The 14,741-nt window shown below is 25.3% G+C and carries 14 protein-coding genes; 1 reads left to right on the top strand and 13 read right to left on the bottom strand.

Annotation, left to right across the window (positions count from 1 at the left end; genetic code table 11):
• Positions 1-17: 17 nt before the first annotated feature.
• Genes HCG76_RS05140 through HCG76_RS05130 form a run of 3 tightly spaced genes read right to left on the bottom strand, consistent with a single transcriptional unit; the run spans position 18 to position 3,227 of the window.
• A complete protein-coding gene (locus tag HCG76_RS05140; protein WP_221700350.1) occupies positions 18-986 on the bottom strand; it encodes a rhomboid family intramembrane serine protease in 969 nt (322 codons plus the stop codon).
• A 2-nt stretch (positions 987-988) separates the two neighbouring features.
• Complete coding sequence (gene pepF / locus HCG76_RS05135) at positions 989-2,785, bottom strand: oligoendopeptidase F (RefSeq protein WP_221700351.1); 1,797 nt, start codon at positions 2,783-2,785, stop codon at positions 989-991.
• Positions 2,786-2,828: 43 nt separating this feature from the next.
• A complete protein-coding gene (locus HCG76_RS05130) occupies positions 2,829-3,227 on the bottom strand; it encodes a DUF6762 family protein (protein WP_221700352.1) in 399 nt (132 codons plus the stop codon).
• A gap of 283 nt (positions 3,228-3,510) precedes the next feature.
• Here HCG76_RS05130 and HCG76_RS05125 point away from each other — a divergent pair, with 283 nt between their 5' ends.
• Entirely contained in the window at positions 3,511-3,948 is a 438-nt protein-coding gene (locus tag HCG76_RS05125) for a hypothetical protein (protein WP_221700353.1), read from the top strand.
• A 190-nt stretch (positions 3,949-4,138) separates the two neighbouring features.
• Here HCG76_RS05125 and HCG76_RS05120 read toward each other — a convergent pair whose 3' ends face one another.
• The 10 genes from HCG76_RS05120 to HCG76_RS05075 all read right to left on the bottom strand — a co-directional run bounded on the left by HCG76_RS05120 (position 4,139) and on the right by HCG76_RS05075 (position 14,739).
• Positions 4,139-4,408: a hypothetical protein gene (locus HCG76_RS05120; protein WP_221700354.1), complete on the bottom strand. Its 270-nt coding sequence runs from the start codon at positions 4,406-4,408 to the stop codon at positions 4,139-4,141.
• 9 nt (positions 4,409-4,417) lie between these two features.
• A complete protein-coding gene (locus HCG76_RS05115) occupies positions 4,418-5,665 on the bottom strand; it encodes a sensor histidine kinase (protein WP_221719002.1) in 1,248 nt (415 codons plus the stop codon).
• Positions 5,666-5,667: 2 nt separating this feature from the next.
• A complete protein-coding gene (locus tag HCG76_RS05110) occupies positions 5,668-6,372 on the bottom strand; it encodes a response regulator transcription factor (RefSeq protein ID WP_221700356.1) in 705 nt (234 codons plus the stop codon).
• Positions 6,373-6,518: 146 nt separating this feature from the next.
• Complete coding sequence (locus HCG76_RS05105; protein WP_221700357.1) at positions 6,519-9,041, bottom strand: ABC transporter permease; 2,523 nt, start codon at positions 9,039-9,041, stop codon at positions 6,519-6,521.
• The gene (locus tag HCG76_RS05100) at positions 9,041-9,721 is read right to left on the bottom strand and encodes an ABC transporter ATP-binding protein (protein ID WP_221700358.1); all 681 of its coding nucleotides are present in this window, start codon (positions 9,719-9,721) and stop codon (positions 9,041-9,043) included. Before HCG76_RS05100 ends, HCG76_RS05105 begins: the two co-directional genes overlap by 1 nt.
• 191 nt (positions 9,722-9,912) lie before the next feature.
• Positions 9,913-11,784 carry an asparagine synthase (glutamine-hydrolyzing) gene (gene asnB / locus HCG76_RS05095; RefSeq protein ID WP_221700359.1) on the bottom strand — a complete coding sequence of 624 codons (1,872 nt, stop codon included), beginning with the start codon at positions 11,782-11,784 and terminating at the stop codon, positions 9,913-9,915.
• A 216-nt stretch (positions 11,785-12,000) separates the two neighbouring features.
• Entirely contained in the window at positions 12,001-12,492 is a 492-nt protein-coding gene (locus HCG76_RS05090) for a DUF1648 domain-containing protein (protein ID WP_221700360.1), read from the bottom strand.
• A 98-nt stretch (positions 12,493-12,590) separates the two neighbouring features.
• Positions 12,591-13,337 carry a hypothetical protein gene (locus HCG76_RS05085; protein ID WP_221700361.1) on the bottom strand — a complete coding sequence of 249 codons (747 nt, stop codon included), beginning with the start codon at positions 13,335-13,337 and terminating at the stop codon, positions 12,591-12,593.
• Positions 13,324-14,019 carry an ATP-binding cassette domain-containing protein gene (locus HCG76_RS05080; RefSeq protein WP_221700362.1) on the bottom strand — a complete coding sequence of 232 codons (696 nt, stop codon included), beginning with the start codon at positions 14,017-14,019 and terminating at the stop codon, positions 13,324-13,326. Before HCG76_RS05080 ends, HCG76_RS05085 begins: the two co-directional genes overlap by 14 nt.
• A gap of 12 nt (positions 14,020-14,031) precedes the next feature.
• The gene (locus HCG76_RS05075) at positions 14,032-14,739 is read right to left on the bottom strand and encodes a hypothetical protein (RefSeq protein WP_221700363.1); all 708 of its coding nucleotides are present in this window, start codon (positions 14,737-14,739) and stop codon (positions 14,032-14,034) included.
• Positions 14,740-14,741 lie beyond the last annotated feature (2 nt).

The raw sequence follows: 14,741 nt of genomic DNA, 5'->3' as shown, positions 1-14,741 counted from the left end.
CATTACTCCTTTATAAATTAATATATTTTTCTATCCTTTAACATCAAAGCAGAAATTCCACCAAATATTAATCCTCCTATATGAGCACCATTATCTATATTACTTAGTGTAACTCCTATAAATATATTTATGAGTAAAACTTTTAATAAATTAATTATATATTCTTTACCAACTTTATTTTTATGTTTTATACCAAATATGATCATTGCTCCTAAAAGTCCAAATATAGCTCCTGATGCACCTACGCTTATTGAATCTGAATTGAAAAGGTAGCTAAAAATACTTCCCCCTAAAGCTGAAATTAAATATATTACTATATATTTAACTTTTCCATATACATACTCTACTTCTGATCCAATAATTTTAAGAGCATACATATTAAATGCTATATGAGCTAATCCTCCATGTAAGAAAGCACATGTTATTAATCTCCATGGTTGTCCATTATTTATTAAAACATTAACCTTTGCCCCTAATTGCACTAAAGTATATGAATCAATATTCTGTATATTCTTAGAAATAAAAGCTGTAACTATAAAAATTAATATATTTATACATATTAATATGTATGTTATTATACTTTCCTTATACTTTAATTTTTCTTTGCTTTTCTTTTCCATACTATAATTAAGTATAGAAACAAGTGGTTTACAGCTACTATCACTGTAAACTACTTGTTTTTCTTTTTCTGAATAAATTACTTTATTATAGTTTTGATTTATTAAAGATTCATACTTATCTGTTGCATATATAACTATGTTTAAAGCTATTCTTTTTGAATACATCTTTTCTAAAAAGCTCATAGCTTCATAATATATAAAATCACTTTTATAACTATTAGATACTACAACTGCATAAATAAAATCTTTATTTTCCATTATAGCTATCCACTTCTTTTCTTTTAAAGAATCGCTATAATAATCCTTTATATAAAATCCACCCTGCTTTGTTAGCTCTCCAAATAACACATTTTCTAATTTATTCATTCTTAAATTTCTTTCTCTAACATATCTAATAATTCATTAAATCTATCAATAGTTGATTCTAAAGGTTTAGGTGTAGTCATATCTACTCCTGCTTTCTTTAATATTTCTATTGGATAATCACTTCCACCGCTCTTTAAGAATCCAACATACTTTTCAACAGCATTTGGTTCATTATCTAATATGCTCTTTGCAAAAGCAGATGCTGCTGCATACCCTGTTGCATATTGATATACATAGAAGTCACTATAGAAATGAGGTATTCTTGACCATTCAACATCTATTTCGGAGTCTACTACCATATCTGGACCAAAATACTTAACATTTAATTCATGCCATTTTTCATTATAATCTTCTGCAGTTAATGGAATTCCTTTTTCAAAACTTTCATGAGTATAAAGTTCAAACTCTGCGAACATTAATTGTCTAAATACAGTAGTTCTTATTTGCTCTAACTCTTGATTTATTAAATATAATTTTTTCTTTTTATCAGTTTCTTTATTTATTAAGTAATGAATTAATAAAGCTTCATTAGTAGTTGAAGCAACTTCTGCACAGAATAATGTATAACCTGCATAATAATAGCTTTGTTCTTTTCTTGAATAATAAGAATGAATTGAGTGACCCATTTCGTGAACTAAAGTTGATACATCATTAAGTTCATAATTATAATTTAATAAAACATAAGGTTTTGTATCATATCCACCCCATGAATATGCTCCACCACGTTTTCCTTTATTAATATATTTATCTATCCATCCACCATTAATTCCTTCTTGGAATATATCTAAATACTCCTTTCCTAAAGGTTGTAATCCTTCAACTGCCATTTTAACTGCATCATCAAATTCTACTCTTTCTTTAGGAATTTCAATTACAGGAACATATAAATCATACATATGCATTTCATCAAGTCCTAATAATCTTTTCTTTAATGATACATATCTATGAAGTGATGAAAGATTGTCATCTATAGTTTTTATAGCATTAGTATATACTTCTAAAGGAATATCATTTGGTTTTAATGATGCTTCTAATGCACTATTATAATTTCTTACTCTAGCACCAAAGTTAAATACCTTTATTGAGCTAGAAAGAGTTGTTGCTAATGTATTTTCAAAAGCTTTATATTCTTTAAATAATCCTTTAAATGCTTCTTTTCTAACTTCTCTATTCTTTGATTTAATAAATGAAGAATAATTTCCTTCTGTTAATTCAACTTCTTCACCATCTTCATCTTTTATATTACCAAACTTCATATCTGCATTTGTCATAATATTATGTATAGATGAAGGTGCATCTAAACAATCTGAAGCTGCTGCAAGTAATTCCTCTTCTTTTTTATCTAATACATGAGGTTTTTCTTTTAAAACATTTTCTAATAAGAACTTATATGGTTCAAGACCTTTTAATTCTTCCATTTGTTTTTCTACTGTTCCATCAGGAAGTGCTAAAATTTCTGGTACAACATATGCTGTATAAGTAGCATATTCAGCCATATAAGCATCTATTTTATTCATCATTGCTTGATATTTTGTATTACTTGTATCTTCATCACATCTTAAATGCGCATAAACATAAATCTTTTCTGCTTTTCTTGATATTCTTTCATTTTCTTCGAAATATCTTATTAAAGTTTCTCCATCTCCAAGCTTACCTTCAAAGTCTTTAAGCTTTGGAGCTTCTTCTTGTAATTCCTTATATTCTTTTTCCCAAGCTTCATCACTAGAGTATACTTCATTAACACTCCACTTGTCTTGATTTTGTATTTCCTCTCTTTTCTTTAAAACCTTACTTTCCATAGCTCAACTTCAGCCTATCTATATAGGCATCTCCTTTCTATTCTTATTTATAATCTTCTTCTTTTCCTTCAATATCATTAAAGGCTTTTTCCATAGCTTCTTCTATTAACTCTATAGCAAGAGATAATTTTTCTTCAATATATTGATGATCATCTTTATAAGTAAAATTAATTAAAAATGTTGGATTATATTCATCATCTACTTCTTCAATTTCAAATCCTTCATTTTCAAATAACTCTGCATTAAATACATCATATATTGCAGAGTATTCCCATTCTTCAACGTCTTTATTTGTATCAAATTTTATATAAACATTATCACCTTTTACATAAAATCCTTTTATATGTTCTGCTCCCTCTGAAACCTTAAAGCTTCCAAGTTCCTTTGATACAAATCCTGTTTCATTGTCTCTTTCCATTAATATTAAGCTTGAATAATCCATAATAATATTCTCCTTTTCTTCTTATCCGTATTTTTTATTCATAAGTTTATGAATTTAATCATTAAACATAATTATAAAAATCTATTATTTTGCTAAAAATGTTTATTTAAAGTTTGTAAAAATATTAATCCTATTCTAAAGGATGTTTTATATTAATTATATTGTTAGTATTACAAATATACAATATTTTCTTTACTTATTTACATAATATGGTAATATATAATTATAAGCGAGATTCTAAATATTGATTTAGCTAAAGTAATTTCTTTGTGGAGGTTAACATATGAACACTGTCCATGCAGTAAAAAAACAAAATTTAATTAAAATGAAACATAAAAAAAGGAAGATACAAAGAAATAGAAAAATTATCGCAATAGCTATTTTATTATTAACATTATTTATTATAGGAACCTCCATAAAAAATATGTATGTATATTTTAGATGTTCAAGTTTTATTTATTCCGTTGATTATTATTTTACTCACTGGGATGATAAAAATTTAAGATTAATAAATGTTGAATCTATATCTGTTTTATCTAAGATTGATAATAGTATAGAAGTTGAAGCCTATGGATTTGGATATGAGAAGCCTTATAAAAAAACCTATTTAATAGGTACTTTTACTGAAGATGACAAGGGTAGATGGCGTATGGAATCGGTTAAATTTAAAGAAGCAGAAGCTAAATCTGATGATACAGTTAATGACTTAAGTACGAATTGAAATAAACTGCAAAGCAGTTTATTTAGTGAAGAGTGAAGAAGTAAGAGTGAAAAGTTAAGTAAATAATTCAGCTTAGCTGAATTAAAAAAATATATATTTTAAGAAACTGCCATAGCAGTTTCAACCTTAACTCTTCACTCTTAACTCTTCACTCTTACCTTAAATAAAAGTGTTTCGCACTTTTATTCGCTTATGATAGTAATAAGTTATCAAATGCTCTACTAAGGTGCCATGTATGATAATTATTTCCTTGTAGTGAGTGGTTCTCTATAAACTCATCTAAGTCTACTTCAACTTCATTGAACTCATCTAACTCAAGCTTTACAATATCATCTTTAGTAAATTCAATACTTGTAATTTCACCAGTCGAAACACTTTCACTTCCATAATAAAAAGTTACACCTAATTCTATTAATGTATCATAATACTCAATTAATTTTTCAATTTTATCTTTAGTCATATTTTCTCCTTATATTATTCCTTTTAAAAATATTATACTAAAAATAGTTCCATTTCCAAGTTCACTTTCTACAGTTATACTTCCACCATTAGCCTCTATAATTTTTTTACTAAGTGATAAGCCTATTCCTATACTCTTTGGATTTATAGAATTTTTACCCTTATAAAATCTTTTAAATATATTTTTTAGTTCAGATTTTTCAATTCCTTCTCCGTTATCACTTATTGTAATAGTAAGAGAAAGTGGAGTCTCATCTAAGTTTATTTTTATTTCTCCATTATTGTTAGTATGCTCAATAGCATTTTTCACTATATTACTTATACTTTCTGCAATCCATTTTTTATCATGAGTGTAATACCCATCACTATTAAGCTCTAACCTTATACTTTGATTTTTTTCATTTGCACTTACTTTTAATGGTGCTATAGCATATTTTATAGTTTCACTAAGTGGTATTAACTCTTTATGGTAGCTTATAGCATTACTTTCTATTCTTGCATATTTAAGTAATGTTGTAATAAGCCAGTCCATTCTATCCAACTGTTCTGATGTTAATTCTATAAACTTACTTTTTGTTTCACTATCCATATTTTCATGATTTTTTAATATATCATTATAAGATATTAACGCTGAAAGTGGCGTTTTTAATTGATGAGATATATCATTAATTATATCTTTTAAATGTACTTTTTCATCTTTAAGATCCTTTAATGCATTTTCAAGTCTTTCTCCCATATAAGTAAACTTATTATAAAACACATAAAAATCACCTTCTTCAAACTTAAGCTCTGTAGAATTAAATTTTCCTTCTACCATTTCATCGGCTCTTTCACCTAATTTTTTTATAGTATTAAATATTGGTGAAATAATCTTTAAAATAAATGCCATAACTACAACAAAAAATAATATCCATAATAATATTATTATCACCTTAAATTTCTTATAGCTTTCACTAAGAATTGGATTTTTTATATTACTTAAGTTTTCGTTATAATAATATTTGTCTAAAATATTACTTCCTATTTCATAATACTCTTCTATATTTCCTTTAGTTATAATAGGTACTATCTCTTCTTCTAACTCTGGATTATTTTCTACAATTGCTCCAACTAAAGCTATATTTTGATTAATATATTTTAAGTTTATGTTATTAAACCAATTATTAGTTATTAAAATAACCCCCAATAAAAATACTAAGAAAGTTATGAAGCTAGTTATTATAATAAGCTTTACTTCCTTATTCTTTAATAACCTCATTTTTATGCCTCCCTAACTTCTTTTGCCCATCTATAACCTATTCCCCTTACTGTTTCTATATATGTAGGAGTTTTTATATCATCTTCAACTTTTTCTCTTAATCTTTTTATATAAACAGTTAATGAATTTCCATCAACAAAATTTCCATCAGTATCCCATAATCTTTCTAATAATAAATTTCTTTCTAATACATTTCCATTATTCTTAATTAAAAGTAATAATAGCTTGTATTCAATAGTAGTAAGCTCTATTACTTTGTCATTCTTATATACTTTATATTTTAATAATTCAACAGTAATATCTCCGCTTATTATTTTATTTTTATTTTCTTCTTTTTTAGGTACTACACCTTTTCTTCTTAAAACTGCATTAATTCTAGATACTAATTCTTTAACTCTTATAGGCTTAGTTATATAATCATCTCCCCCCATATCTAATCCCATAACTACATTCCCCTCTTCATCACAAGCAGTCATAAAAATTATAGGAATTTCACTACTTTCTCTTATGATTTTACAAAATTCATATCCAGTTCCATCTGGTAGCATAACATCTAATAATATTATATTAAACTCATTATTTTTATATTGTGCTCTTGCCTCACTTAAATTTTTAGCATGAATTACATCAAACCCTTCTTGCTTTAATGTATATTCCATTCCTAATGCTAATGGTAAATCATCCTCTACAAATAATATTTTTATCATATTTACTATTTCCCCTTTATTCTAAAATAGGAGCAGAAAGTTATTCTGCTCCTATCTTTTTATACTCAATTGAATAATTTACTAATCTTTCCTAATTAATCACTATATATATTATAACCTATTAATTTCACTTTATAAATAAGTTACTACTCAACATTTCTTATAGTTTCTACTAAGCTCATCTTTTTAAGTTTATTTAATGGAATTAATGATGCTATAAGAACTACCAATAAATTAATTATAAAACCTATAATAAAAGGTTGCCAGTAAATTTTGTTTGACATTGTAAAACCATATGATACCATTTTAACAACTAATAAAACTAATGGAATTGAAAGAACTCCTGCTAATATAGATGAAAATATACCATGTAATATACCTTCAAGTAAAACCATCTTAGTAAGCTGCCCTTCACTCATTCCAATTGTTCCTAACGTTCCAAATTCTTTCTTTTTAAGAAGTATATTAAGAGAAATAGTGTTTACAACATTAACTACTCCTATTAAGGTTATCATTACTATAAACCCATAAATAAATACATTTATTACATTCCACATTTCTTCATCACTTTGATTATCTTTATTTATATCACTAAATGTTATTTCATTATTTTCTGCTATATTATTAATCTTTTCTGCTGTTTTCTCAATAGACTTTTCATCATTTACATCTTTATATCTAAATCCAATAGTAGTGCTATAATCATTTTCATCATAAAAGTTATTAAAACTATTAAAATTCATTATTATTTTAAATGTAGTACTAAAGTCATAATCAAATGGACTTCTATTTATTATTTTCTTAACTTTAAATTCTATAAAATCATTACTTGTTTTATCTTTTTCTAAATTTTCATTTACCTCATCTAAATTTTCTACCGCATGTACCTCAATAGAACTCCTAGCTACTTTAATAGTGTCTCCTTCTTTTAAATTAGTAAAATCAATATTTTCTAACTGCCCCTCTGCATTATAATTTGCCAGACTATTAACTATAACTACTTCGTCACTTTCTAAATTTCCATCAATCCCTAACTCATTTAATGCTTCATCACTATATCCTTCAATTTCTGCATTTTCTATTAAACTATTATCTAAAGTATTATACCTATAGTTCTTATATTTATCAGTTACTACATCTCCATCCAAATATAAATAAGGTATATATTTATTTGAAATTTTATATACATAATCAATACCATCTATTGATTTAACTTCATATTCAATCTTATCAATATTTTTATAAGGGTATAGATTTCCGTGTGCTAAACTATTCTTTTTTATATAATCTAACTCATCTATTCTTTTCATATTTAATGTAGTAAATGTAATAAACATAATAAGTGAAATACTTAATGAAAGTATTGTTACTGTAAATCTTTTCGAATTTTTTCTTATATTTTTATAAGCTATCCATCCTTCTATTCCAAATATTTTTCTTATAATATTTCCTTTATAATACTTATTTTTTTCTTCTCCATTGTTTCCTTTAATAACACTTATAGGTGAAACTTTTCCTGCTTTCCTTGCTGGCCCAAAAGTTGCTAAAAATATCGTTAATACTCCTAATATTATTGTAAATAATATTATACTTGGATAAAATTTAACAACTAATTGTCCTCCTCCAAACATATTTGATATTTTACTATCTAATATCTTAACAGTTATCCAAACACCCAAAAATCCAAATATAGTACCAAATGGTATTGAAGTTAAACACATTAATAAGCCTTCTCTTATAACAATATTACTTACTTGCCTTGGAGTTGCCCCTACACTTCTAAGTATTCCAAACTGTGTCATTCTTTCAGTTACTGATATGTTTATAGCATTATAAATTAAAAATATAGTCGCTAATACAATTATAGCTAGTACAAAAATGACCATACCTTTAATTGCTGTATTTATACCAACATATGAACTTTCACCTTTTAAAGATAATAAGTCATTATTTATAGAAATATGATTAAATTCCCTATCTAAATTAAAATTATCAAATTTTTCATTAACTAAGTCTGTTTTATTTTTATTATTAACTACTGTAAAAAATACATTATACTCCTTATTATCTTCAAGATTATCTAAAAGTGTTTCTCCTGAAAATACTGAATTACCAGTTTCATATTGCTCTTTAATAAAGCCTACAACTTTATATTCCTTATAATTATCAGTTAATACTTCATTTGCATCTTTATCATATTGAACTTCTCTTAATCTTACAGTATCTCCTATACTAATTCCTAAACCTTCTTTTGCATTATTATTTAAAATAAGCTCTTTACTACTCTTAGGATACTCTCCTTCTGTTAATTTTGTTGTAGTTATATCATTTGAATAAGTTGTATCTTGCTCTGTTATATAAATACTATTTTCGCCTTTTCCTTCTAATGTTAACTTTCCTAAAACTACATTGGCAATTGTACCTACCTTTTCTAGATCAACATCATTTCTTAGTATCTTTACTACCTCTGCATTGACACTTGAAAATCCAAATTCATAATCCCCATTATTATCTATAGCTCTATCATACATGTAATCATTAAAACTTAATCCTAGAAATCCAACTCCACTAATAAGTGATAATGAAAGAATTATACCTATAATAGTAAATAATGTTCTTTTCTTATTTTTCTTTAAATATTTTAAAGTAATATCACTATAGCTTCTCATTATTTAATCACCTCATAAGTAGTGATTTGCCCATCTTCAATAGTAACAACTCTATCTGCCGATTTTGCTATATTAACATCATGTGTAATTAAAATTAATGTTTGATTATATTTTTTAGCACAATATTTTAATAACTCTAATACTTCCTTTGAATTTTTAGAATCAAGATTACCTGTTGGCTCATCTGCTAATATAATAGAAGGCTTATTAGCTAATGCTCTTCCTATTGAAACTCTTTGTTGTTGTCCCCCTGATAATTCTGATGGATGATGATTTCTTCTCTCTTCTAAACCTAATAGCTTTAAAAGCTCATTCATATATTTTTTATCTATTTTATTTCCATCAAGTAATACTGGCATTTCAATATTTTCTTCTGCTGTTAATACTGGTATTAAATTAAAGAATTGAAATACAAATCCTAACTTTCTTCTTCTTAAAATAGATAATTCCTTTTCTTTTAATTTATAAATACTTTCACCTTTTATAATTACTTCTCCTGAACTAGGCTTATCTACCCCACCTAATAAATGTAATAATGTACTTTTACCAGAACCTGATGGTCCAACTATTGCTACAAATTCACCTTGCTCAATATTTAAATTTATATTCTTTAAGGCTTCTACCTTTGTTTCTCCACTACCATATACTTTACATAAATTCTTAACTTCTATAAGTGCCATCTTACTCGTCCTCCACTTGATTTTCTATTATAACCATAGTATAAAATTCGAATATTACATTAATATAAATTAAATTATTACAATTTATTAATATTAAACATAATAAAAGTGAAGTAGATTTTCTTCTTCCACTTCACTTAATTCATATTAATATATTAAAATTTTTAATTTTAACTAATACCCAATATTATTTATGCTAATTTGTAGTCATTACCCTGTTCGTTATATATCTCTAATTCATTTATGGATTTTCCTTCTATATATAATTCATACCATAAACAAAACATAAATACAGTCCAAACCTTTCGTGAATTATCCTTTTTACCTTGAATATGCTCATCTAATAAATTTAATGCATATTTTTTATTTATTAATTTATCAACATTTGCATTAGTAATTATTGTTCTAACATACTTTCCTAAATCATTCTTTAACCATACTCTTATAGGAGTTGGAAAACCTAATTTTTTCTTTTCTTTCATATAAGGTGGTACTATATCTTTAAATGCTTCCCTTAATAAAACCTTTGTATTATGTTTGCTTACCTTTTGATCTAATGTTAAGCTTTTAGCACATTGTAAAACTTCTTTATCTAAAAATGGTACTCTTAGCTCTAAGGAATGTGCCATAGACATTTTATCTGCCTTTAATAAAATATCACCTTCTAGCCATGTATTAATATCTATGTATTGCATTGTTGTAACATTATCATAATTATTTATATTACATTCTTCATATAAATCTGTTAAAATACTATTAAAAGTATTGTTCTCATCATAATTGCACATTATATTTTTTACTTCTTCATCGCTAAATATTTTAGCATTTCCTATGTATCTATCCTTTAACTTAGTAGTTCCTCTTAACAAATAACTTTTTCCTCTTATATCAGGAAGTAATTTAGCTAACTTATTAATCCTATCTTTTATATTATCTGACAAATATGAAAAAGGCTTAAGACTATAATATTCCTTATAAATATTATATCCACCAAATAATTCATCCGATCCTTCTCCTGATAAAACTACTTTCACATGTTTTCTAGCTTCTTGTGATAATAAATAAATTCCAACACAAGACGGATCCGCTAATGGATCATCCATATAATAAGCAACCCTTGGAAGGGCTCTTATATAATCATGTTCTGATACATTTACTGCTATATTTTCTACACCTAAATAATCTGCAGTTTTCTTTGCTACAGATAATTCATTGTATCCCTCTACATCAAATCCAATAGAAAAGGTCTTAATTTTAGGATTAATTTTTGCTGCTAATGCTGTAACAATAGTAGAATCTATTCCACCTGAAAGAAATGTTCCAACTTCAACATTTGCTATCATATGATGCTTTACTGAATCATCTATAATATTATAAATATCCTTTTCAGTTATATCTTTATTATTAAATTTTAAATTATAATATCTATTAAATTCTATATCTCCATTTTTTATTGTAAAATATGTTCCATTAGGAATCTCTTTAATTTCATTAATAATAGTGTTGTATTTTGGTGTGTATTGAAATGATAAATAATTTTGTAATGCAACTTCATTTACATTTAATTTATCAACTAAACTTACTAATGACTTATACTCAGATGAAAAAGCTATAAACTCACTATTATTAATGTAATATAGAGGTTTTATTCCAAAATGATCTCTAGCTCCAAATACTATATCTTTAACTTCATCATATATAATAAATGTAAACATACCTCTTAACTTATCTAAGCATTTTTCTCCATAATTAATATAAGCTGTTAAAAGAACTTCAGTATCTGAATTTGTACTAAATTCATTATTATTAAGTAATTCTTCTCTTAATTCTTTATGATTATATATTTCACCATTAAATATAATAGTTCTTTTTTCTTTTTCTAATGGCTGTTTACCATACTCTAAATCTATTATACTTAATCTATTAAATCCAAATGCAATATTATCTTTTATAAAATATTCCGTATCATCTGGGCCTCTATGAATTATTTTTTCTGTTAATTGTCTTATAAGTATTTCATCTGCTTCTTTATTTTTATAATATATCGATATATGACCACACATTTTATAACCCCCTACACGCATTAAGTTTTTCAAATTATTTTTAAGGTACTTAAACTATTTCTTTTTTATTCTTCCCATTTTTTTCATATTTAAAATTATACACTGCAAAAATTTTTTTTGTTTAAATTTATGTATTCTTAATGCTATTTTAAGACAGTAGTAATAAAACCTTTTAAATAAAAAAAGTGAAGTAATCCTAAGTTACTTCACTTTTTATTATTTACATTTAATTGATTTATAAATATAAAATCCAATACTTCCAAATAACACAAACATGGATATAGGTAAAAATGCCATTGATAACCCCTTACCACTATTCATTGCTGCTCCTATACTAATTTGAATATAAAAAAATATAGATAATGTCTCTATATTAACAATTCTAATAAATATTGATGCCATTAAATATTGCTTTTCTTTATTTCTTGGATTTATTTCAACAGGATAATTATATATATTAGGAAACTTAGCTAAAATCGCTATTCCTATATAAGTTATTACTGCTATAGGTAGTAAAATAAATAATGTATTTTTAGAGCCATATGCATCAATTTCACCTTTAAAATTATAATGAGTTGGCACAACTTCTGGTGCCTTCCCCCAATATATAAAAGTCATAACAACTAATGATATAACTAAAATCATTCCTATTATATCAAGAGATTTATTTATTTTTGAATATTTATCTAAGCTTTTCCATTTCCCCATTATTACTCACCGCCATTAATATTATATCTACTATTATATTCCTTATTTATAAATAAAAAAAGCTGAGCTTACATTTCTGTAGCCCAACTTACATAACTTTACCTATATACTTTTTCTATGTCTTTTATTGAATATAAGAAATATATTAAACTTACTATAAATAATAATGAAAATAATATTATTACTGGTATAAATCCTTCTATTGAATTTAATCCCGTATCTATATTTGATTTAACTATAAAAAATACTGTACCTGCAATTAACCCACCATTTATTAATAATTGAACAATAAAAATAATATACCACTTTATTTCTTTAGCAAAGCAAATTATCATAGAACCTATAATTTGCATATCAATTATCATCATAAATATAGATAAAATTATTATTTTAGATATATTAAATAAAACTAAACCCTCTAATGAAGATATTGAAAAACTAGATGCCATTGTTGTTATGGAATGACTCATTGCCCTATACTCATATAAAACACTTACAAAGCTACCTATTACAATCCACATTGGATATGCTAAAAGCCACATCTTTATACCTTTCCATGCTAATTGCTTGTTGCTAAAAGGCAAATGATTAACTTTAATCTTTCCACTAAATGACTTTTCACTTGTAGGAAAAATATATCCAAAGCTCATTAAAGGTATAAAGCATACAAACATAGTTCCCATCATTACTAATCTATCAACTATTTCATAATTTACTTCCCAAAATATTTTTCCATTTATATTTCTAATAAATAAAAATATTATTGCTAAAAATACCATTGGTATAAAAGAAAATAAAAAAAAACTTCTATTTGTTCTTAACCAATCCTTCTTAAACTTGAACATTTTCATACACCTCTTTATATAAATCTACAACTGATTTACCATCAACTCTTAAATCCTCAACTAGCTTATTAACAACAATTTCTCCACCTTTTAAAAGTAAAACTCTATCTAGCATCCTTTCAATATCAGATACTAAGTGACTTGAAATAATTATAGTACTATCTATATTAAAATTATCTAATATCATACTTATAACTTCTTCTCTTGCAATTAAATCTATAGCTGCTAAAGGTTCATCCATAATATATAACTGCCCCTCAATTGCCAATGCTAATGATAAGTGATATTTTTCATTTTCACCTTTTGATAATGTCTTTACTTTTCTTTTAAGATCAATTTCAAAGTGCTTTAACATCTCCAAACACTTTTCTTCATTGAAAGTCTTAAAATATTCATTATAATATTCAATTCCATCTCTAACTTTCCAGCTTGGAGGAATTATTGATGTATCATTCATATATCCTATAACTTCTTTATTTTTATAAGTGAACTCTTCTCCATTAAAGAAATACTCTCCACTATCAAAAGTTATTTGCCCTCCAAGTATTTTTAAAAGTGTACTTTTTCCTTCTGCATTAGGAGCTAAAAGCCCTATTATTTCACCCTTGTTTATTTCTAAATTTAAATTTTTAAATATTTTTTTATCTTTGTATTCTTTATTTAAATTAACTAATTTAATCATAAAATCCCCACCCTAATTTATTTTTACATCTTCTATATTTTTAAATATATAAAAACACTGTATTACTATAATTATGATACAAATTAAAGACGTTCCATTCTCTACTCTTGTAACTTTTGATATTAACATACCAATAAACATAAATATAAACATTGAAATAAAAATTATAATAACATACCAAATAATTTTGTTTTCTGTATTCAACTTACTTTTTCTTATTAACATATCTGCTATAATTACATTAAATAATGTAAAAACTGACCCACATATCTTATATAAAATCCCAATAATATCGTTTAACATATTACCCGTCCCCAATGTTATCCATCCAAATCCACAGGTAATAACAATATATAATATAAATGAAACTACTCCCACATAAACTATATTTTTAAGTTTATCTATATTTGAAATTGGTATAATATTTATAAGATTAACTTTTTTATAATAACTCTTATTATATTCTTTAAAAATTGTTACACTTATTATAATAGGAATTAGTTGTTGTAATAAGCTATATATAAAAGCAAATGGTACAAGTAAACTTTCCGATATACTTCCTACTGAAAATTCAAAATATCCATCTAAAGTAAAATCAATTATACCTATCTTATATGCTATAAAATTTATTAACCCAACTGCTAGATATACTCCAATTACTGCTAAACTTGAATCAACATACTCTCTTAAACAGCTTACCCTTCTATAAACCTTATTCATTT

This window comes from Clostridium sp. K13, assembly GCF_019734195.1.
Classification (GTDB): Bacteria; Bacillota; Clostridia; order Clostridiales; family Clostridiaceae; genus Clostridium.
This window is presented reverse-complemented; position numbering and strand designations above follow the sequence as displayed.

What these genes read in the sequence shown, in the direction of transcription:
- HCG76_RS05140 (WP_221700350.1), bottom strand. Translation starts at nt 986, where the DNA reads ATGAATAAATTAGAAAATGTGTTATTTGGAGAGCTAACAAAGCAGGGT.
- pepF (WP_221700351.1), bottom strand. Translation starts at nt 2,785, where the DNA reads ATGGAAAGTAAGGTTTTAAAGAAAAGAGAGGAAATACAAAATCAAGAC.
- HCG76_RS05130 (WP_221700352.1), bottom strand. Translation starts at nt 3,227, where the DNA reads ATGGATTATTCAAGCTTAATATTAATGGAAAGAGACAATGAAACAGGA.
- HCG76_RS05125 (WP_221700353.1), top strand. Translation starts at nt 3,511, where the DNA reads ATGAACACTGTCCATGCAGTAAAAAAACAAAATTTAATTAAAATGAAA.
- HCG76_RS05120 (WP_221700354.1), bottom strand. Translation starts at nt 4,408, where the DNA reads ATGACTAAAGATAAAATTGAAAAATTAATTGAGTATTATGATACATTA.
- HCG76_RS05115 (WP_221719002.1), bottom strand. Translation starts at nt 5,665, where the DNA reads ATGAGGTTATTAAAGAATAAGGAAGTAAAGCTTATTATAATAACTAGC.
- HCG76_RS05110 (WP_221700356.1), bottom strand. Translation starts at nt 6,372, where the DNA reads ATGATAAAAATATTATTTGTAGAGGATGATTTACCATTAGCATTAGGA.
- HCG76_RS05105 (WP_221700357.1), bottom strand. Translation starts at nt 9,041, where the DNA reads ATGAGAAGCTATAGTGATATTACTTTAAAATATTTAAAGAAAAATAAG.
- HCG76_RS05100 (WP_221700358.1), bottom strand. Translation starts at nt 9,721, where the DNA reads ATGGCACTTATAGAAGTTAAGAATTTATGTAAAGTATATGGTAGTGGA.
- asnB (WP_221700359.1), bottom strand. Translation starts at nt 11,784, where the DNA reads ATGTGTGGTCATATATCGATATATTATAAAAATAAAGAAGCAGATGAA.
- HCG76_RS05090 (WP_221700360.1), bottom strand. Translation starts at nt 12,492, where the DNA reads ATGGGGAAATGGAAAAGCTTAGATAAATATTCAAAAATAAATAAATCT.
- HCG76_RS05085 (WP_221700361.1), bottom strand. Translation starts at nt 13,337, where the DNA reads ATGTTCAAGTTTAAGAAGGATTGGTTAAGAACAAATAGAAGTTTTTTT.
- HCG76_RS05080 (WP_221700362.1), bottom strand. Translation starts at nt 14,019, where the DNA reads ATGATTAAATTAGTTAATTTAAATAAAGAATACAAAGATAAAAAAATA.
- HCG76_RS05075 (WP_221700363.1), bottom strand. Translation starts at nt 14,739, where the DNA reads ATGAATAAGGTTTATAGAAGGGTAAGCTGTTTAAGAGAGTATGTTGAT.